General features: G+C 67.8%; 16 protein-coding genes and 2 pseudogenes. 12 read left to right on the forward strand and 6 right to left on the reverse strand.

Annotated elements, in window-relative coordinates:
- Positions 1 to 123: 123 nt before the first annotated feature.
- From ACFZAU_RS38500 to ACFZAU_RS38510, 3 genes and pseudogenes are all read left to right on the forward strand, one after another.
- The gene (locus ACFZAU_RS38500; protein ID WP_500556081.1) at positions 124 to 1107 is read left to right on the forward strand and encodes an SMP-30/gluconolactonase/LRE family protein; all 984 of its coding nucleotides are present in this window, start codon (positions 124 to 126) and stop codon (positions 1105 to 1107) included.
- Between the two features lie 43 nt (positions 1108 to 1150).
- Positions 1151 to 1971 (forward strand): annotated as a pseudogene (locus ACFZAU_RS38505) (MFS transporter); the annotation flags it as partial.
- The gene (locus tag ACFZAU_RS38510; protein ID WP_500556082.1) at positions 1968 to 2270 is read left to right on the forward strand and encodes a sulfurtransferase TusA family protein; all 303 of its coding nucleotides are present in this window, start codon (positions 1968 to 1970) and stop codon (positions 2268 to 2270) included. The pseudogene ACFZAU_RS38505 and the gene ACFZAU_RS38510, both read left to right, overlap by 4 nt.
- Positions 2271 to 2569: 299 nt before the next feature.
- On the opposite strand, the gene ACFZAU_RS38515 is transcribed toward ACFZAU_RS38510, so the two are convergent.
- Positions 2570 to 3553 carry a hypothetical protein gene (locus tag ACFZAU_RS38515; RefSeq protein ID WP_500556083.1) on the reverse strand — a complete coding sequence of 328 codons (984 nt, stop codon included), beginning with the start codon at positions 3551 to 3553 and terminating at the stop codon, positions 2570 to 2572.
- 206 nt (positions 3554 to 3759) lie between these two features.
- On the opposite strand from ACFZAU_RS38515, the gene ku reads away from it, so the two are divergent.
- Complete coding sequence (gene ku, locus ACFZAU_RS38520) at positions 3760 to 4383, forward strand: non-homologous end joining protein Ku (protein ID WP_500556084.1); 624 nt, start codon at positions 3760 to 3762, stop codon at positions 4381 to 4383.
- Between the two features lie 179 nt (positions 4384 to 4562).
- Here ku and ACFZAU_RS38525 read toward each other — a convergent pair.
- Positions 4563 to 4662 (reverse strand): annotated as a pseudogene (locus tag ACFZAU_RS38525) (IS5/IS1182 family transposase); the annotation flags it as partial.
- 67 nt (positions 4663 to 4729) lie between these two features.
- Positions 4730 to 5773 (reverse strand): LacI family DNA-binding transcriptional regulator, encoded by a 1044-nt coding sequence (locus ACFZAU_RS38530; protein WP_500556085.1) that lies wholly within the window; start codon positions 5771 to 5773, stop codon positions 4730 to 4732.
- A 469-nt stretch (positions 5774 to 6242) separates the two neighbouring features.
- Here ACFZAU_RS38530 and ACFZAU_RS38535 point away from each other — a divergent pair, with 469 nt between their 5' ends.
- From ACFZAU_RS38535 to ACFZAU_RS38560, 6 genes are all read left to right on the forward strand, one after another.
- Positions 6243 to 7565 (forward strand): ABC transporter substrate-binding protein, encoded by a 1323-nt coding sequence (locus ACFZAU_RS38535; protein WP_500556086.1) that lies wholly within the window; start codon positions 6243 to 6245, stop codon positions 7563 to 7565.
- Positions 7566 to 7831: 266 nt separating this feature from the next.
- Complete coding sequence (locus ACFZAU_RS38540; RefSeq protein ID WP_500556087.1) at positions 7832 to 8824, forward strand: carbohydrate ABC transporter permease; 993 nt, start codon at positions 7832 to 7834, stop codon at positions 8822 to 8824.
- Between the two features lie 14 nt (positions 8825 to 8838).
- Positions 8839 to 9759, forward strand: coding sequence for a carbohydrate ABC transporter permease (locus ACFZAU_RS38545; RefSeq protein ID WP_500556088.1), 921 nt, complete (start codon positions 8839 to 8841; stop codon positions 9757 to 9759).
- 185 nt (positions 9760 to 9944) lie between these two features.
- Positions 9945 to 11405: a GH1 family beta-glucosidase gene (locus ACFZAU_RS38550; RefSeq protein ID WP_500556089.1), complete on the forward strand. Its 1461-nt coding sequence runs from the start codon at positions 9945 to 9947 to the stop codon at positions 11403 to 11405.
- Between the two features lie 409 nt (positions 11406 to 11814).
- Positions 11815 to 11967, forward strand: a complete 153-nt coding sequence (locus ACFZAU_RS38555; protein WP_500556090.1) for a hypothetical protein — start codon at positions 11815 to 11817, stop codon at positions 11965 to 11967.
- A gap of 22 nt (positions 11968 to 11989) precedes the next feature.
- Positions 11990 to 12259 (forward strand): hypothetical protein, encoded by a 270-nt coding sequence (locus ACFZAU_RS38560; protein ID WP_500556091.1) that lies wholly within the window; start codon positions 11990 to 11992, stop codon positions 12257 to 12259.
- A 1709-nt stretch (positions 12260 to 13968) separates the two neighbouring features.
- Here the strand turns inward: ACFZAU_RS38560 and ACFZAU_RS38565 are convergent.
- The 3 genes from ACFZAU_RS38565 to ACFZAU_RS38575 form a co-directional block, all read right to left on the reverse strand.
- Positions 13969 to 14508: an EF-hand domain-containing protein gene (locus ACFZAU_RS38565; RefSeq protein WP_500556092.1), complete on the reverse strand. Its 540-nt coding sequence runs from the start codon at positions 14506 to 14508 to the stop codon at positions 13969 to 13971.
- A 244-nt stretch (positions 14509 to 14752) separates the two neighbouring features.
- Positions 14753 to 15922: a sodium:calcium antiporter gene (locus ACFZAU_RS38570; RefSeq protein WP_500556093.1), complete on the reverse strand. Its 1170-nt coding sequence runs from the start codon at positions 15920 to 15922 to the stop codon at positions 14753 to 14755.
- 308 nt (positions 15923 to 16230) lie between these two features.
- On the reverse strand, positions 16231 to 16455 hold the full coding sequence (locus ACFZAU_RS38575; RefSeq protein WP_500556094.1) for a hypothetical protein: 225 nt from the start codon (positions 16453 to 16455) through the stop codon (positions 16231 to 16233).
- A gap of 443 nt (positions 16456 to 16898) precedes the next feature.
- Between ACFZAU_RS38575 and ACFZAU_RS38580 the strand changes: the two genes are divergently transcribed.
- Both ACFZAU_RS38580 and ACFZAU_RS38585 read left to right on the forward strand, forming a co-directional pair.
- Positions 16899 to 17093: a hypothetical protein gene (locus tag ACFZAU_RS38580; RefSeq protein WP_500556095.1), complete on the forward strand. Its 195-nt coding sequence runs from the start codon at positions 16899 to 16901 to the stop codon at positions 17091 to 17093.
- A 301-nt stretch (positions 17094 to 17394) separates the two neighbouring features.
- Positions 17395 to 17595 carry a hypothetical protein gene (locus ACFZAU_RS38585; protein ID WP_500556096.1) on the forward strand — a complete coding sequence of 67 codons (201 nt, stop codon included), beginning with the start codon at positions 17395 to 17397 and terminating at the stop codon, positions 17593 to 17595.
- Positions 17596 to 17739: the final 144 nt, after the last annotated feature.

Consider the following 17739-nt stretch of genomic DNA (forward strand, 5'->3'; position numbering starts at 1 on the left):
TCGGCCCGGCGGAGCCTTTCGCCCAGACGTGAAAGGCGATGCGGCCGCTCCCGGGGCCCCGGCAGGCTCTCGTGTGTCCCCGCGCTACGGGGACCCACGCCACACGTCCCGGAGGTTGTGACGATGCCCGGCACCACCCGACTCCCGCGGCTGTACACCGCTGTCCTGCTGACCGGCCTGATGGCCCTGCCCCTGCATGCCGCCCCGGCCGCCGCGCGCGAACTGCCGCGCACCTACGTCGTCTCCCGGGCGCCCGGCGTGCTGCCGGAGGGGATCGCGATCGACCGCGACGGCACGATGTACGTGTCCTCCGACGGTACCGGCGCGCTGTACCGCGGCGACGTCCGCGACGCCCGCTTTCGGCCCTTCCGCGCGCAGGGCCTCGCGGATCGCCCGAGCACACGGGGCGTGCACACCGACGGCCGGGGACGGGTGTACTCGGTCGGCGGCGCCGAGTTGACCGTCCACGACCGCCGCGGCCGCCTGCTCGCCACACGCACGGCGCAGGGCGGGCCGCTCGGTGCGTCCGACCTGAACGACCTCGTGATCACCGACGACGCCGTGTACGTCACGGACTGGGCCAACCCCGTGGTGTACCGGGCCGCCCTCCGCCACGGCCGGCCCGGTCCGCTGGAGCCGTGGCTGGACATCCGCTCCGCTTTCCCGCAGTTCCCCGCGCAGTACTGGCTGCTGAACGGCATTGTCGCGGACCGGACGGGCCGCACGCTGCTGGTGGCGTCCAACGGGACCGAGGCGGTGTGGCGGGTGGACGTCGCCACCCGGGAGGTCGGCCAAGTGGACCTGGGCGGCGCGTCCTTCGGCGCCGACGGGATGCTGCTGCGCGGACGGACGCTGTACGCGGTGCTCAACTACGGTGCGCCGAACGGCGTCTACGTCGCCGAGCTCGACCCGGACCTGCGCACCGGCACGGTGACGCACCGCGTCACCGGCGAGCCCTTCGACCTGCCCACGACGCTGGCCCGCCACGGCTGCCGGCTCTACGTCGTCAACAGCCAGAACGACGAGCCGCCGGGACGGCCGCCGTACACCGTGAGCGCGATCGACGACCCGGTCTGCGCCGACCGCCCTGGTGACCAGCCTCGATGACCGCGCCGGTCATTCTCCGCGGCGGCGTTCGGCAGCCGACTCGGCCGGCGCCTGGTCGAGGACGCCCGGGCCGCGTGCGGCAGCGGGTGGGTCGGTCATGGCGAACGCCGCTTCGGCGGACGGGCTGACGCGCAGGCCCGAGGGCACCGGCGAGGCTGACGGAAGGTTTGACATCCTCGCCGTCCTCGTCCTGGCCATCTGGCTGCGCCCCGACCCGCTCCTGCTCGCCCGCGAGCTGGACCTCCAGCAGCAGGCGGCAGCCGCAGCCCAAGCCTCAAGCGACACTGACACGGTCACGGGCGGCACCCGCAGCCCGGGTTTGATGCTGGGCGCCGTAACCATGATCCACACCCAGCTGGTCATGGTCTCCATCATGACGATGACCCCGATCCACATGCACGACCACGGCCATGGCACCGCCGCCTCCGGCCTTGTCATCGCCATCCACATCGGCGCCATGTACCTGCCCTCCCCGCTGACCGGCTGGCTCGTCGACCGCTATGGACGCATCGCGCTCGCCGCGGCCTCCGGCCTCACCTCATGACCGCCGGGATCGTCGCCGCTGCCGCGCCCGGCGACTCCATCGCCCTGCTGGCCCTTGCCCTGGCGCTGCTCGGCCTGGGTTGGAACTTTGGACTCGTCTCCGGCACCGCCATGATTACCGATGCCGTGCCTCTGGCCACCCGCGCCAAGACCCAGGGCATGGTCGATGTCTCGATCGCCATCGCCACCGCCGGCGCCACCGGCGGTCTGGCCTCCGGCATCGTGGTCGCAGCGGCCAGCTACCCGATCCTCGCACTGACCGGCGGGATCATCGCCCTGGCCATCCTTCCCGCCATCGCCGCCACCGCGAGCAGCCGATGAGCCAGCGCATCCCACCCCCCCCCGCAGCCGACCTCACCGTCGGAGGCACCGGCCTTCTCTGCGTCACCCTCCTGCTCCGCCTGCGCAAGGAGATCGACGGCCTCGAGCCGGGCTCTGTCGTCCACGTCATCGCCACCGACCCCGCAGCCCCGCTGGACCTGTCGGCCTGGTGCCACATGACCGGCCACGACTACCTCGGACCCGTCCCCGGCACCCAGCCGGTATACGTCCTGGGGCTTACTGCCGATGCCCGCCGCACCCGGCCTGACGCACTCTGGCACGAGGTCGATCACCAATGATCCGACGCTCGGACCGACTGCTGACTCGTCGAGATCCAATTCCGTGACGCCGAGCATCAGTTTTGTGCCTCATGTGCCTCAAAGACGACCGTCGAGCTACGCTCGCTCCGCACCAAGGGCGGCTCGCGCCGCCTCGAGCGGAGCCGACTTTCACTATCAGGAGGTCGGCTCCGGAGGCAACAGAGGTACGGGACCCGCCGCGCACAGCCGATCAACGCTTCCGCGGTACCTCGCGGGCGCGTGCATGCGTCGGCGGCGAGGTCGCCGGGCCCTGCGCCGCGATCCGGGCCGCCGGACAGTCACCTATTGCGGTCAGTTCGGCCGGCCCTCTCCGAACGCAGAGCGGCAGCTCGGTCCCGGCGGAAGGCGTACCGGGGAGCAAGAGTGAAGTATTCCCAGCCCACGGTGGACCCATGGAGACCCATGGCACGGAAGTGGACCGCCGCCTCGGCCGGGCGTTGCACAAGGCCCAGGTAGAACGCGAGGACGGCTCGGTCCTCGACGATGCGTGGGTACGGGTCGGGGTTCACCTTGACCCAGCGTTCTCGAACCCGGGCCAGATCCATGCCGAAGCGCGCGGATCCCAGCCCCGCCCCGTTGTCGGCGAGCCGCATCTCCAGGTTGGCGTACAGCGGCAGCACAACAAGAGGATGGCCGGGCGGCGCCTTCTCGGCGGCGTCCCGGGCGAACTGGAACATCTGCTTATGGGAACCGGACCACTTGGCGCACAGGTACTGCAGGGCCTGATGGTGCCCCCTCGGGTGCAGGGGATCTCGGGCGACCACAGCTGCCCAGCGCGCGTCGAACTCCCCCCGCGAGACCTGCAGTCCGCGAGCTAGGGACACGGCGGTCACGGCGGGGGTCGGGTCCGTTGGTGCGAGCTCGCAGGCCCGCGCGGCGATGTCGTCGGCCTGGCCAAGGATCTCGAAGAACTTCGGCCAGGCGCTCTTGCGAACGTACCGCGCCCTCCGGCCGGAGCGAACGGCCCAGGCCCGCACCGTCTCCGCACGGGAGAGGACGGTCAGCGCATCAGGGCTGTCGGGTTCCGCGTCGACCCACTCCTGAAGCACCGGCCTACCCGCGGCACGTGTGGCAACGTAGCCCACCCGGTGATCCTTGAGAGCCCAGTCATCGCCGGAAGCCAGCAGCAGATCACGGAACGCGTGCCAGTCACCGCGCTTGACGAGTACATCGACCGCGGTCCGGAGCTCTCGATCACCGTACGCCTCGTCGAAGGAGACAGCCGGGAGATAGCCCCTCGAAAGCCGGTTCAGCGTTGTCACGCCCGAACCGTACCCCCAGGAGATCAAGAAGGGACGAGCGGGGGTTGCCCCCGCCGGGCAGAGCCCGGCAGCGCGTTCGGGTGAGGTCAACCCCGCTTCGTGATTCCGGCTGCGGGACGGTGACCCGGGCGGCGCCCGTACGAGCGACGACCCCCATGTGGGCTACTCGGAATGCAGGGCAGCGTCACGCCGGGTGCGATGAGTCCATGCCGTCCATCGCCAGGCTCGCGATCACATTCGGCCTTGTGACGATCCCCGTGACGATCCACTCGGTCGTCGAGGAGCAAGGCGTGTCGCTGCATCAGGTCCACGCTGAGGATGGCGGACGCATCAGGCTTCGTCGTCGATGTGAGATCTGCGGTCGGGAGGTCCCGGTGCAGCAGGTCGTCCGCGGCTACACCGATCCTCACGGCCGGACCGTCGTGCTGACGGAGGACGACCTGGCCGAGCTGCCGCTTCCCTCCATCAAGGCCGTCGACGTCGTGGCCTTCGTCGACGCAACGTCAGTAGACCCCCTACAGCTGTCGCGTTCCTACTTTCTCGGCTTCGATACCAGCGCAGCCAAGCCCTACGTTCTGCTGCGTGACGCCATGCGCGAGGCCGGCCGAGTCGCCATCACCAAGGTCACCATGCGCACCGGCGGCAAGGAACAGCTGGCGCTGCTCAGGGTCAGGGACGATGTGCTGGTTCTTCAGACGATGAACTGGCTTGATGAAGTCCGGCCCGCCGAAGGCCTCGCGCCGGCTGCTGACGTGACGGTGCGACCGCAGGAAGTGCAGATGGCCACGGGCCTCATGGTGTCGGTTCCCGCCGTGCTGGCGCCTGAGTAAACGACGGGTTGTGCGGTGCGGCGTCGCGGCCGGGGCGGGTGTGACCAGTGCGACGACGGCCGCCGACATCGCGACGGAAGTACCGATCGCGTAACGGAGGCGCCTGGCAGTGCTGTACTGGTGGCCGCGTGAGCGGCAACGATGAGGACGGTGCCCTTGCGGAACCACTGTCGCTGCTTGAGGGCGAGCAGTGGACCGGTGCGGTCAACGGCGGTCGGCGGCGGACTTGTAGACGCTGAATAGCGGGGTCAGTTGGCGCAGGGTGAGGTTGGTCCGCCATCAGGGGTCAAGGTCCGGGTACCTGTGTGGGGTGAATGTGGTGTGCTGTCATACGCCGTACGCGGTTTTATGTCGATTGCCGCACGACGAGTTGCGTCGGCAGGATGACTTCTGGCCGGCTCTTGCCGCGCTGGGCGATCTCGTCCAGCAGCATGCTCGCCATGGTGTGGCCCATCTCCTCGATCGGCTGACGCACGCTGGTCAGCGGGGGATCGGTGTGCCGGGCCACGATCGAGTCGTCGAAGCCGATGACGGCGACGTCGTCGGGTATCCGGCGTCCTGCCGCGCGCAGCTCGAGTATGGCGCCCGATGCGGTGACGTCGGAGGCAGCGAAGACGGCGTCGAGGTGGGGGCGGCGTTGTAGCAGTTCGCGCATGGCCGCTCGCCCGCCTTCTTCGGTGAAGTCCCCGACCGCTATCAGTTTTTCGTCGGTCGTGATGCCCGCGTTGCGCAGAGCTTCCTGGTAGCCGTCGAGGCGTGCGCGGGCGACGTCCATGTCCAGCGGTCCCGTGATGGTGGCGATGGTACGGCGGCTTCCCTCCAGCAGATGCCGGACGGCGGCACGTGCGCCGCCTTCGTTGTCCGCTCGGACATGTCCCAGCGGCTCGGCGGCGCCGCGGCGTCCGGCCAGGACGGTGGGAATAGCACGTTCGGCCAGCAGGTCGGGGAGCGTGTCATCGCGGTGGACTGCCACCATCAAGACGCCGTCGACGCGTTGTTCGGTCAGGTACGTGGCAAGCCGGGCCCGCTCGCTCTCATCGCGTACGAGCACCAGCAGCAACTGCATATCGGAGCCCTCAAGGCCAGAGCTGACGCCGCGGATGATGGCCGAGAAGTACGGCTCGGAGAACAGGCGGGTCTCGGACTCCGGGATGACCAGGGCGACGGAATCGGTGCGGCTGGTGACAAGGGAACGGGCCGCGCGGTTGGGGGTGTAGCCGAGTTCGGCGATGGCCTGCTCCACGGCGGCGCGAGACCGGGGACTGACTTGGGGCGAGCCGTTGACGACCCTGGAGACCGTGCCGCGGCCGACACCGGCGCGAGCGGCCACGGCCTCGAGCGTGGGGCGTCTGGCGCGGGTGGGCCCGGGCGGCTGTGAGGCAGGTCTCATCTTTCACCTTCCGGTGTTTTGCATTGGCTGCTTCATTGTGTCCCGAAAGCCACGGCAACTGGGTCCCGGGGTCCGCCAGCCGTACTGCCGCCGCGGCGTCCCGGGCGTGACCTGCACAGATTGTGCATCATGCGGCCGGTGCGGCACACATCCTTGTGATCTGTTGGACACGCTTACGCAACGACGCCGCCTTCAAGTCTTGACATCTGGCTCGTCACGAAGGAGTCTTCCGGCATGCCGCATGGGAGCGGTCCCACGGATTGCCGGGGGCGTCTCGCGCGGCCCTGAATGACCAAAGGCCTGTCCCGTTGTTCGCGCATCGAACGCGGCTTGACCAGCATGTTTGCACCGCTCGTGGTGTTGTTGCGCTGGCCGCTGCTCGGCCCGAGAGGGATAGGTCAGGACCGTCGACCGCTGGCAGTCCGATTCCTGAGGTCCGTTCCCCCATTGGAACAAGGAGTAGTGGAAAATGCGCATAACTGGCACCGGCGGCGGTCGCGGCCGCAGAGTGGCGGCCCTGACGACGTCGGTCCTGGCGGCCTCGGCGCTCCTGCTCACGGGATGCAGCAGTGACGGCGGCGACTCGGACGCGTCGGGCTCCGACGGCAGCGTCACGCTCACCGTCGCTGACTTCGGGCAGTTCGGCTACAAGGAAGCCGGGCTGTTCGCCAAGTACCACGAGCTCCACCCGAAAATCACGGTGAAGGAAGAGGTCACTGCCAACGAGCAGGACTACTACCCGAAGCTTCTGCAGCAGCTGAACACCGGCAGTGGTCTTGGCGACGTCACCGGTATCGAGGTCGGTCGTATCAAGGAGGTCGTGGACACTCAGGCCGACAAGTTCGTCGACCTGAGCAAGTCGATCGACGTGAACGACTGGGTGTCCTGGAAGGAGAAGCAGGCCACCACGAAGGACGGCGTGGTCATCGGCGCGGGCACGGACATCGGTCCGATGTCGCTGTGCTACCGCAAGGACCTCTTCGAGAAGGCCGGCCTGCCGACCGACCGCGCAGACGTCGCCAAGGCGGTCGCGGGCGGCTGGGAGGACTACATCAAGCTCGGTGAGCAGTACAAGGCGAAGGCGCCCGCCGGCACCTTCTTCATGGACTCCGCGAGCGCCATGTACAACGCGGTCGTCAGCTCGGACGCCAAGCAGTACTACGACGCCGACGGCAAGCCGGTCTACAAGGACAGCCCGGCCGTGCAGCAGGGCTGGGACCTTGCCGCCGAGGCCGCGTCGAAGAAGCTGACCCAGGGTCTGCCGCAGTTCACCGACGCCTGGACGGCGGCGCTGCGCAAGGGCTCGGTGGCCACCGTGGCGTGCCCGGCGTGGATGGCCAACCAGATCTCCAACAACTCTGGCGACGCCTACAAGGGCAAGTGGGACATCTCGCGTGCGCCCGGTACGACCGCGGCCAACTGGGGCGGCTCGTTCCTGGCGGTCCCCAAGAGCGGCAAGCACGTTAAGGAGGCCACTGAGCTGGTCAAGTGGCTGACGGCCCCCGAGCAGCAGGCTGCGGTGTTCAAGGCGGCCGGCATCTTCCCGTCGAACCAGGGCGCCTACGAGCTCCCCGATGTGAAGAACGCGACGCTGCCGTACTTCAGCGATGCGCCGATCGGCCAGATCTACGCCGAGGAGGCCAAGTCCATCCCCGAGGCTGTGCTCGGCCCGAAGGACGGCGTGATCAAGGACACGATCTCCACGCAGATCAACAACATGGAACAGCGGGGCACCAAGCCCGCCGACGCGTGGAAGGCCGCAACCGACACGATCGACAAGGCCATCGGCTGACGGACTGCGGTGCGGGCGGTCCTTGACAGCCGCCCGCATCCGGCCCGGGTGCCCGAACCGTACGGCAGGTTCCGGCCTGCCGCGGCGGCGGGGCACCCGGGTCCGTGAGGGCGAGGGCGCCGCGCGGCCCCGGCGCCGTGCCGGCCGCGCCGCGCTCGGTACCGTACCGACCCCCTTGGTGGGGATGAGGGGACCGGCGCCCGGCCCAAGGATGCGACTTCGGTCCCGTACGACCCCGGCCGAACCCCAGACAAGGACCTCCTCCCGTGGCAACTACGACCTCCACCCCGGACTCCTACAGTCCGCCGCCCGGCGGCTCCGGCGCCGCGTCCAAGAGCAGGCAGGCGTGGCGCAGCCGGCTGTGGCGCTTCGACGACCTGGCTTCCCCTTACGCGTACATCGCACCGTTTTTCCTGATCTTCGGCGCCTTTGGGCTCTACCCCCTGCTGTACACCGGGTGGATCGCCCTGCACCGGGTGGAGATGACCAGCCTCGGCCAGTCCGAGTGGGTGGGCTGGGACAACTTCGCCAAGATCCTCCAAGACTCCGAGTTCTGGACGGCTGTCAGCAACACCTTCGTGATCGGTGTCATCTCCACCGTTCCCCAGTTGCTCGTCGCGCTGGGCCTTGCCCACCTTCTGAACTACAAGCTGCGCGCCAGCACTGTGTGGCGGACCGTCATCCTCACTCCGTACGCGACCTCGGTCGCGACCGCGGCCCTGGTGTTCGCCCTGGTCTTCCGGGCCGACGGCGGTCTGCTCAACTGGGTGCTGCACTTCGTCGGCGTTGGCAACATCGACTGGGGCAATGGCCAGTGGACCTCCAAGATCGCCATTTCGGTGATCGTGATCTGGCGTTGGACCGGCTACAACACGCTGATTTACCTCGCGGCCATGCAGGCGGTGCCGGCCGACCTGTTCGAGGCGGCGGCGATCGACGGCGCGTCCAGGTGGCAGCAGTTCCGCAAGGTGACCATCCCCTCGCTGCGGCCGACGATCCTGTTCACGATCGTCATCTCCACCATCGGCTCGATGCAGCTCTTCGGTGAGCCGCTGCTGCTGCAAGGGGGAACCCTGGGTTCCATCGGCGGCAGCGAGCACCAGTACGAGACGCTAAGCGTCTATCTCTTCAACTACGGCTGGAAGCTGGGGCACTTGGGCCCTGCCGCTGCCGTGGCTTGGGCGATGCTCGTCCTGCTGCTGCTCATAGCCCTGATCAACTGGATCGTCGGCCGGCTCTTGCACAAGAACGCGGCCTGACGGGAGCGAATGCGATGACCACGACCAGTCCCACCAGCGCCGCACCGAATCTCGCTCCGGCAGGCCTGCCCCAAGCCCAGGGCAAGGGCAAGGGCCGCCTCAAGCTCGGCGCCGGCCAGCAACTCAAGGCCGGCCCGCTGACCTACGCGGCCCTCGTCATCGTCGGCCTGGCGTCGATCTTCCCCTTGTACTGGACCCTGGTGGCCGCCTCGCATGATCAGCAGCGGGTCCTGGACACTCCGCCGCCGCTTGTGCCGGGCGGCCGCCTCTGGACCAACCTCCAGGCCGCCTGGGAACAGGCGAACCTGGGCAAGGCGATCGTCAACAGCATCATCGTCTCCGGCTGCATCACGATCGCGACCCTGTTCTTCTGCACGCTCGCCGGCTACGCCTTCGCCAAGATGCGTTTTCGCGGGCGCGGCTTCTTCATGACGGCGGTCATCGCCACTCTGACCATCCCGCCGCAGCTCAGCGTCGTCCCGCTCTTCATGATGATGTCGGACATCGGCTGGGGCGGAAAGCTCGAGTCGGTGATCTTCCCGACCCTCGTCGGCGCCTTCGGCGTCTTCTTCATGCGCCAGTACCTCATCGAGGCCCTGCCGTACGAGCTGGTCGAAGCCGCCAAGGTGGACGGCGCGAACAACCTGAGGATCGTCTGGAGCGTGGTCCTGCCTGTGGCGCGGCCCGCGATGATGGTGCTGGGCATGCTCACCTTCGTCCAGGCGTGGAACGACTTCTTCTGGCCCTTCCTTGCCCTGAACCAGCAAAACCCCACCATCCAGGTGGCCCTCGGCCAGCTCAGCGCCTCCTACACCCCCGACCAGAGCATCGTCATGGCCGGTGCCCTGATCAGCACCCTGCCGTTGCTCCTGGTGTTCGTGATCTTCGGTAAGCAGATCGTGGGAGGCATCATGGCGGGCGCCGTGAAGGGCTGACACCCACTCAGCCGGGCTCGGCCCTGCCTGCAGCCCGTGTGCTCGCTCCGGCCGCCGCTCGTACGGCCGCCTGGCAGGCGGCCGTATCAGGCGACGACTCACCCTCCCCTTCGCATCTGCACTTCCCCCAGGGCCGGACACCCGCTGTCCGGCTCGTTCACCCGAATTTTGGGAGCGTTCTCACCATGACCGCCGTACGACCCGAGGCAAGCCCCCGGCTGGCCCCGGCCACCTCCTTCCCGCAAGGCTTCATCTGGGGAGCCGCCACCGCCGCCTACCAGGTCGAGGGAGCCGCCGCCGAGGACGGCCGGACCGCCTCTATCTGGGACACCTTCAGTCACACCAAGGGGAAGGTCCGCAACGGCGACACGGGGGACATCGCCGCTGATCACTACCACCGCTACCGCGACGACGTCGCGCTGATGAAGGACCTCGGCCTCCAGGCCTACCGCTTCTCCATCTCCTGGCCGCGCGTCCAGCCCACCGGCCGCGGCCCCGCCGTGGAGCGAGGTCTGGACTTCTACCGCCGGCTCACCGACGAACTGCTGGAGGCGGGCATCACCCCCGTCGCCACCCTTTACCACTGGGACCTGCCCCAGGAGCTGGAGGACGCGGGCGGCTGGCCGCACCGCGACACCGCCTACCGCTTCGCCGAGTACGCGAACATCATGGCCCGCGCCCTCGGTGACCGGGTCGGTGTCTGGACCACCCTCAACGAGCCGTGGTGCTCGGCATTCCTCGGCTACGGCTCCGGCGTGCACGCGCCCGGACGCACCGAAGCGGCCGCCACCTTGCGCGCAGCCCACCACCTCAACCTCGCCCACGGCCTGGCGGTCGGGGCACTGCGCGCCGCCCTGCCGGCGTCCGCGCAGACCTCGATCACGCTCAACCTGCACCAGGTACGCCCCCTGACCGACAGCGCCGGCGACGTCGAGGCCGCGCGCCGCATCGACGCCGTCGGAAACCGAATCTTCACCGCCCCGATCCTCGACGGCGCCTACCCCGAGGACCTGCGCCAGGACACCCGGCACCTCGTTGACTGGGACAGCCTGGTCCATGACGGCGACCTGGCGGAGATCTCCCGCCCGATCGACGTGCTTGGCGTCAACTACTACTCCCCGACGGTGGTCTCGCTGCCCACCGATGGCGCCGGCACCACCAAGAACGACGGCCACGGCGCGAGCGACCACTCGCCGTGGACCGGCTCCGAGCACATCGCCTTCCACCTCGCCAACGACAACCTGACGGCGATGAACTGGGCTATCGACCCCAGCGGACTGCACACCCTGCTCACCGATCTGGCCGCGTCGCACCCCGAACTGCCGCTGATGGTGACCGAGAACGGTGCCGCCTTCGACGACTACGTCTCGCCCGAAGGCGTTGTCAACGATCCTCAGCGGATCGCCTACCTCCACGCACACCTGGACGCGGTGCGCCAGGCCATCGCCGATGGCGCGGACGTACGCGGCTACTTCCTGTGGTCCCTCCTGGACAACTTCGAGTGGTCCTACGGTTACTCCAAGCGTTTCGGCACGGTCTACGTCGACTACGCGACCCAGCGCCGCATCCCGAAGGCGAGCGCCCACTGGTATGCCGACGTGATCCGGAAGAACGCACTGCCCGCCGGCGACCACGGCAACGGCTGACCGCCCCGCCAAAAGGGTGCCGCCGCCGCGGGCGGCGGCACCCGCAGTGCCCCCACGGTGTGACCGAGCATCACGAAAGCCCAGATCTGCTTCGCCTGTGAGCCGACGAACAGAGCCGGTGGACGCCTTCGGCGATACCGCCTGCTCCACCGCCGACGCTCGCCGGGCCCTGAACGGACAGGTCTCCGGCTGTTGCTCAAGCCGGCCCCACTTCGGCTGGCCGTCCCCGGCGGTCCACCCTCGACGACCCCTCGCCGCCGTCGCCAGCCCACCGACCGAGGATGTCGCGGGTGCCGTCCACGGTCACCGCCAAGGCGACCGGCGGGTGTCGTTCCGGAAGGGGTGCTTGGCTGTGCAACTCGACAGGGTGTACCCGAGTAGTGGACCCAAGGGTGTACCCCACAAGAAGGTGGGTGCCGCCCTGCGGGCGCTGGACGAGGCGCGCAGCGCCCTGGAGATCCTGCTGTCCGGCGAGCACCCGGAGGCCGCTGAGACCACCGTCTACTACCCCTACCCTGAGGACCGCAGCGTCGTCATCGCGTCCGACAGGCCGGCATCGTGAACGCCCACTGGACTGACCTGCTGTGCTCGGCACCCTGCCTCGCACCGACAGCACCATCGAAGCGGCTCTGGCCATCGTCCGCGGTCTTGCCCGCTTCCTGACCGGCACGTGCAACAAGCGGGACTGGGCCCTGACCGACGTCCACGACGTCGAAGCCTTCTTGACGGCCATGCCCAAGGCCCGGCAACGTCGCCTGACCGTGCTGCGGCAGCAGTCCGCTGATCTGCGAGAGCGTGGGCACGGGGACGGATCTGCCCGCGAGTCCAGTCGTTCAGGACCGCGTGCGCGGTGATCGGGCCGACGCGCACGATGCGGGCTGACGTGAAGCGGTACCCCGCCAAGTCCCAACGCCCCCCTTTGATCATTCCTGCCGGGGGTCACTCTCTGTTGCCCGGTGGTCAGTATCAACCGCCATGCGCGGGCAAAAACCACCTGTTTAGCTAACCAGCTCTATCCCGCTGCCATGCGTGCACGATCGCTTACAAACAGACGACTGCTTGCCCGGAACCGTCCCGGCTACGGGCGTCCACAGCCGATGGGAGCCCGTGGCGGTGCAGCGTCCGGTCGGCGACCTCGCCCGTGGCGCCGGACGAGGCCGCACTTCCAGAATGCGACGCAAGGGTAGCGGCTACACAACGGGAGCAGCCACCTACCAGAGCCGGCCCTGGCATGGCACGAGTCGACCTCGCCGTACAGATGTGGCGTGGGAGGTACGTCGAGCGGGCCGTGAGGGCGGAGGCCTCCGCCGCTCAACTCACGAGCGGCGGAAGCCCCTTTTCTCATCATCATCGTCGCGGTCCCGCCCAGTGGAGCGGACAGGCCCGTTCTTCCACGTTGCGACTGTCACCGTAGGGGTGCAAACGGAGCGGGTTGGTGTGCTCGGCCCGTGGATGTATCCGAGTGCGTGAGCGGAGGTCCCGCCGGGGACGGAGATAGCCGAGTGAGACGGAGGCACAAGGGCTCGCTACCAGTTGGAACGGCCGCTTTGGCCGGAGCTCACGTGCCATTCGCACCTGGCAGCGCAAACGGGGTATCGCCCGCACCGCCTCCGAGGGAGCTGGTCGGACCCATAACCGGTTCCCTCACCCGCGCTGGCCAGGCGGACAGCGCCCGGCAAGGCGGTTCACACGCGCAATGTTGTGGAGTGCCGATTCAGTCGCGTTGCGCCGGCAGGGATGCGGGCAGCAGCGTGGGCTATGGCGGTGAAGGAGCTGGGTGCGCTGGCGCCGTGCGGAAGACAGGGACCGCCCGCCGCGCCCACGGCGTGCTGCTGGCTGCCGGAACTGGGCTGTGTTGGCGGCCGAAGCAACCGGCAAGACTTCAGATTTGGTGGCGACGATTTGCTGGATCGATGCCTCAGAGCTGTGACATCAGTGGCGCCGCGGCGGAGGTCGGCAGTCAGTGTGGTGAGCGGCTTGCCTGGCGAGCTTCGAGGTAGGCGGTTCAGTCGGTAGCGGCGCGGTGGCGCCACTTTTCGACGGTGTTGGTGTGGAGGCCCAGCATCGGTGCGAGGACGGCCGGGGGTAGGTGTCGGCGTACTCGTCGAAGTGCTCAACCAGGTAAGGATGAAGGTGCTCAGTCTGCTGGGCGCCAAGCTGTGAGGCTTTCCGCACGAAGCCTGGGAGGGGCTCGTCGTGCGAGCCCGAGACAGGGATGATCGGCTTATGCGAGGTAGCTTCGAAAGCGTCCCCCTGGCCACGCTTTGGGAGGAGGCAGGGGCAGGCGGCTCCGGCCAGTCGCCTTACCTCACTTCCGCCATCGAAACCCCGTCGGATGGAACCACACCGGCGCGGCAGCTCGCTTTCGCGCGCATCCTGGAGGTGCGGTCCCGCACGGCACCCCCCTCACGCGCCCGCGGGACTGCCCGGGAAATGTGTCAGGCCCCCACCGCCTGTGGGCTGGGCGGTGGGGGCCCCGCCGCGGAGGGGCTCATGCCCGTGGGCAAGTGGACCAGTCTCGGAGTGCGGCGCCTTCCCCCGCTCTGGCCCATCTGGTGGCCGTTCAGCGCCCGAGAAGCGGGACGTCAATTTCGCCCAGGTGGTAGGCGCGGACGGCCTGGACCAGCTCGTCAATGGAGAGCTCCCCGTCACCGTTGGCGTGAATCTGACGGAACGCCTCGGCCGGTTCGATGCTGTCGACTTCGACGGCGTCCAGCCACGTTTTGAACTCCGCCGGGCTGATCTGGTCGTCGGCGTCCTCGTCCGCCAGCTTGACCAACGCCTGGATTGCAGGCCTGACGACCTTGTCGAAGCCCTCGCCGCCGTTCCTCAGTACGTGCTCCTCAACGATGTCGTTGAATTGTTGAGGGGTCAGCTGACCGTTGTCCTGGTCAATCCCGGCCTTGTCGGCGAAGAAGTGCCACATGCCCAGGTAGGCATCGGTCAGCGCGCGCGCCCTCGGGGACGCGGGAGCTTCGCCGAAGGCCCGCAGGATGCGCTTGGACTCGGCGTCGCAGTCTGACCGGTCGATGTGACCATCACCGTCGACGTCCCAGCCGTTGAAACGCTCGTGGATGCGGTCGAGCTGCACGGAAGTGGTCATCTCGGAAATCTCCAGGTGGCTTGTCCGGGCGGAACCTGTCCGGGGACCAGGCCGGCAGTGACGCCCGGGTGTATCTGCGAAGTCCCGCCACCCAATCAATGCGGGCACCTAAAGTAACGCTACCAGCACCCCGCGTGATCAATCCCGGTGGCCGCATTGCCAACCGGGTGATGAGAGCCAGGCGGATACCGGATCACGAGGCCTTGGCCGAGCCAGCAGCGCAAGCGGCTACTCAACAAGGCCGTCACAGCGGAGCAGCGACTGGCCTGGGTGTGAGCGCGCCCGGGACCATCGGGGCCTCGATACCCGGGCGCCGCCCAGCGTCGTCGGAGCCTGGCGCATCGTCGACGGGAACCAATCCGAAGGCGGAGAAGCTGATGGCCCAATAGGTCATATAGCCCACCAGTAGTACCACGCCGTGCCAGCGCTTCAAGTGCCCGGTAAGAAGTGCGTATGCGGCGAACCCGTTGATTGTCACGAGGGCCGGCAGGTGCCAGCTGAAAATCTCCGGGGTGATCACGAGCGCTCCACCGGCCAGGGCCACGATGCCCACTTTCGCGGTCACCGAGAACACAACACTTCCGATGATGTTGCCGACGCCGATCGCAGGCGCGCCCCGCCGGGCCGGCTCCGCGGTCAGGAAGAGGTCCTCCAAGGAGAGCACCAGCGTCGCGATCGTCGCCCCGAAGACAGTGCCGCTGAACGTGAACTCTTCCAGGAGGCCCTCGGTTCCCTCTGACATGGCCCAGGCGCCGACGACGAGACCGATCAGCGCGAGAATTGCCAGCAGGAGCAACGTCCACCCGGACCGTTTGTCCGACGTTGCCGCGGCGACGTCGCCTGTCTTGTAGAGGTCACCGGCGCCAACGCTCTGGCCGCCTGCCCCCTCTCCACCGCCTGCCTTCCCAGCGGCGACGCCCACGAGCTCGGGACTGTCGACTGCTTCGAGCACTTCCTCGCTCCGGAACGTCGGCACCGCCCGACGGGACTCGCGGTAGGCGATATAGGCGACGAACAGCACGAACAGCAGGATGAGAACGATCGCCGAGACGGACCCCAGCTCGCCGAGCAGCGCCGGCCCGATCAGGATCAGGGGGGCGAGCGCGAACAACACGATGTAGTCCTTCGGGATCTCCACCCGGGAGGGCGCAACAAGGGCGGCAATCGCGAGCACCAGGCCCGTCATCGAGATGACGGTCCCGAAAACGACGCCGAGAGCAACATCCTCGAGGCCCTCAAGGTTGAGGACCATACCGAAAGCGAGGTCATCGAACTCGATCCCGGTGAACAGGATAGCCAGCAAGAAGAGCGAGATCGCCAGGCCGCGCGCAGCGCCAACGAGGTAAGTGATCAATTTCTCGGCACTATAGATCAGCAGCGCCGCCCCGGCTGCAAAAATGAGGATCGACGCCATCCGGTGCTCCCCCCAGCAGAACGAACTGACCAGGTTCGGGGCCTGGACAGCGACACCCAATCGGAAGCTAGCAGGGATCCGTGCGAGTGACTATCTGCCTGATGCCGGCCTCGGACAGCTTTGACAAAAGAATGCGCAAGTTTCGAATGGCCGTATCGCTGCAGAAAAGTTGTTCTTCTTGGTTTCGAGTGAACTCGTCGAATGGGAGTCCCAACCGGTGATCGTGGCCAGTGCCGAGCGTGAGGGCGAGGGGTCGCTCGGCGGTGCATATGCCGACGCGCGGCCCCTTGTCTCCGGTGCAGCGTTGCCTACTCCTGATCGACGACAACGTTGATGTGGCACGTGGTCTGGTCACCGAATACGCCGACGGTTGCGGCGTCGCAGTACAGGGCGCGTTCCTCGATCCACGCCTGTACCTTCGCAACCTCTTGCGCGGGCCCCCGTAGTTCGACGAAGACCACGCGTGGATGGAGCGAGGCCGGTGAGTCATCGGGAAGTGTGTTCATGCTCGTGATCAACAGCGCAATCGGCACCAGGACACGCCTTGATCCGGCCTTGATCCTCGACACCCCTTCGAGTGGGCAAGAGCCGCCTCGACCCCAGCCAGGCGTTGATCAGCCATGAACCCGATCGAGGAAGACGTCTTCCTCGCCGGACCCCACCGCGGTCGACACCGGTCCCGTCGACCAGGTGGCGCGCGTGCGGGCCTGGTCCAAGCTCGAGCCACGGAAGGGGGCAGTTACCGCAACGACCTGCCCGACGGCACGGTCCGCTGCCACATGCGAATCGTCGCCCCGCCGGAGCCGGATTAGTCCTGATTGATACCCTCTGTACGGTTTCAGGGGTAGACCTGCGGTAAGGCGCCTTTACGGAGTCGCCGTACGTCGTTGCCCACCCCACGGCGGCTCCCCGACGGCTTGCCCGTCGGGGTTGTACGGACCGGGGCCACCGAGCCCCGGTCTTCAAGGAGACCGCCATGAGCGAGCAGACCCGCACCCACCTCCCGGGCACGGCGGTCCCCGACAGCGGTATCTACGAATGCACCTGCGGCAACGGCCACCGCTTCGCCAGCACAGACGTACAGGGCCACGCCTTTCCCCCGGTCCCGAAAGACTGCTCCGGCATCGGCTGGAACCTGTTGATCTCTGCCCACGCGAAGGACCGCCCGTAAGGCGCGCCGACTGCCCGCCCGGCCATGCGGGCACCGACCGGCCGGGCGGGCCCTGCGGCTCCGGCGCCGCTCATGTGCATGCAAAAGGAGAAGCGATGAAGCCGAGTGGGAACGAACACGAGAAGAAGTCGCCACTAGGTGAAGACGTGGCCGAGAACGAGGCCGTACCCCCGCAAGAGGAATACACGACCCAAGACGCCGAACAGCGCAAAACCCGCGAGCGCAAGCAGGAAGATCTAAAGCAGGAACAAGAGGCCCCCGACTGACGCACTTGATCACCCGGTCCTTGGAGGAGGTCATCATGGATGCAATGACCCGCATGCACCGCCCCGGCGAGAAAGTTCCCGTCAGCGGCATCTACGAATGCACCTGCGGCCAAGGCCACCGCTTCACCGTCACAAGCACCAACGTGCAGGGCCACACCTTCCCGCCCGTTCCGGAAACCTGCTCCGGCATCGGCTGGAACCTCCTGATCCCCGCTCGCACGGAGCAAAGCCCGTAGCCCCCAGCAGCCCGTCCGGCTACGTGGCGACGACCAGACGGGCGCATACTGTCGGCAGCGGCCTAATGTGAGGCCAGTCTGAGCGGCTCAATCGTGGGCCATCGTGCGTTCTCGTTTGTCGTGTCAGTTGGTGTCGTTGCCGGT

Source organism: Streptomyces sp. NPDC008238 (genome assembly GCF_042956445.1).
Classification (GTDB): Bacteria; Actinomycetota; Actinomycetes; order Streptomycetales; family Streptomycetaceae; genus Actinacidiphila.

Coding starts and splice junctions, on each gene's coding strand:
- ACFZAU_RS38580 (WP_500556095.1), top strand. CDS start 16,899: ATGAGCGAGCAGACCCGCACCCACCTCCCGGGCACGGCGGTCCCCGAC.
- ACFZAU_RS38510 (WP_500556082.1), top strand. CDS start 1,968: ATGAGCCAGCGCATCCCACCCCCCCCCGCAGCCGACCTCACCGTCGGA.
- ACFZAU_RS38570 (WP_500556093.1), bottom strand. CDS start 15,922: ATGGCGTCGATCCTCATTTTTGCAGCCGGGGCGGCGCTGCTGATCTAT.
- ACFZAU_RS38500 (WP_500556081.1), top strand. CDS start 124: ATGCCCGGCACCACCCGACTCCCGCGGCTGTACACCGCTGTCCTGCTG.
- ACFZAU_RS38550 (WP_500556089.1), top strand. CDS start 9,945: ATGACCGCCGTACGACCCGAGGCAAGCCCCCGGCTGGCCCCGGCCACC.
- ACFZAU_RS38585 (WP_500556096.1), top strand. CDS start 17,395: ATGGATGCAATGACCCGCATGCACCGCCCCGGCGAGAAAGTTCCCGTC.
- ku (WP_500556084.1), top strand. CDS start 3,760: ATGCCGTCCATCGCCAGGCTCGCGATCACATTCGGCCTTGTGACGATC.
- ACFZAU_RS38530 (WP_500556085.1), bottom strand. CDS start 5,773: ATGAGACCTGCCTCACAGCCGCCCGGGCCCACCCGCGCCAGACGCCCC.
- ACFZAU_RS38545 (WP_500556088.1), top strand. CDS start 8,839: ATGACCACGACCAGTCCCACCAGCGCCGCACCGAATCTCGCTCCGGCA.
- ACFZAU_RS38535 (WP_500556086.1), top strand. CDS start 6,243: ATGCGCATAACTGGCACCGGCGGCGGTCGCGGCCGCAGAGTGGCGGCC.
- ACFZAU_RS38565 (WP_500556092.1), bottom strand. CDS start 14,508: ATGACCACTTCCGTGCAGCTCGACCGCATCCACGAGCGTTTCAACGGC.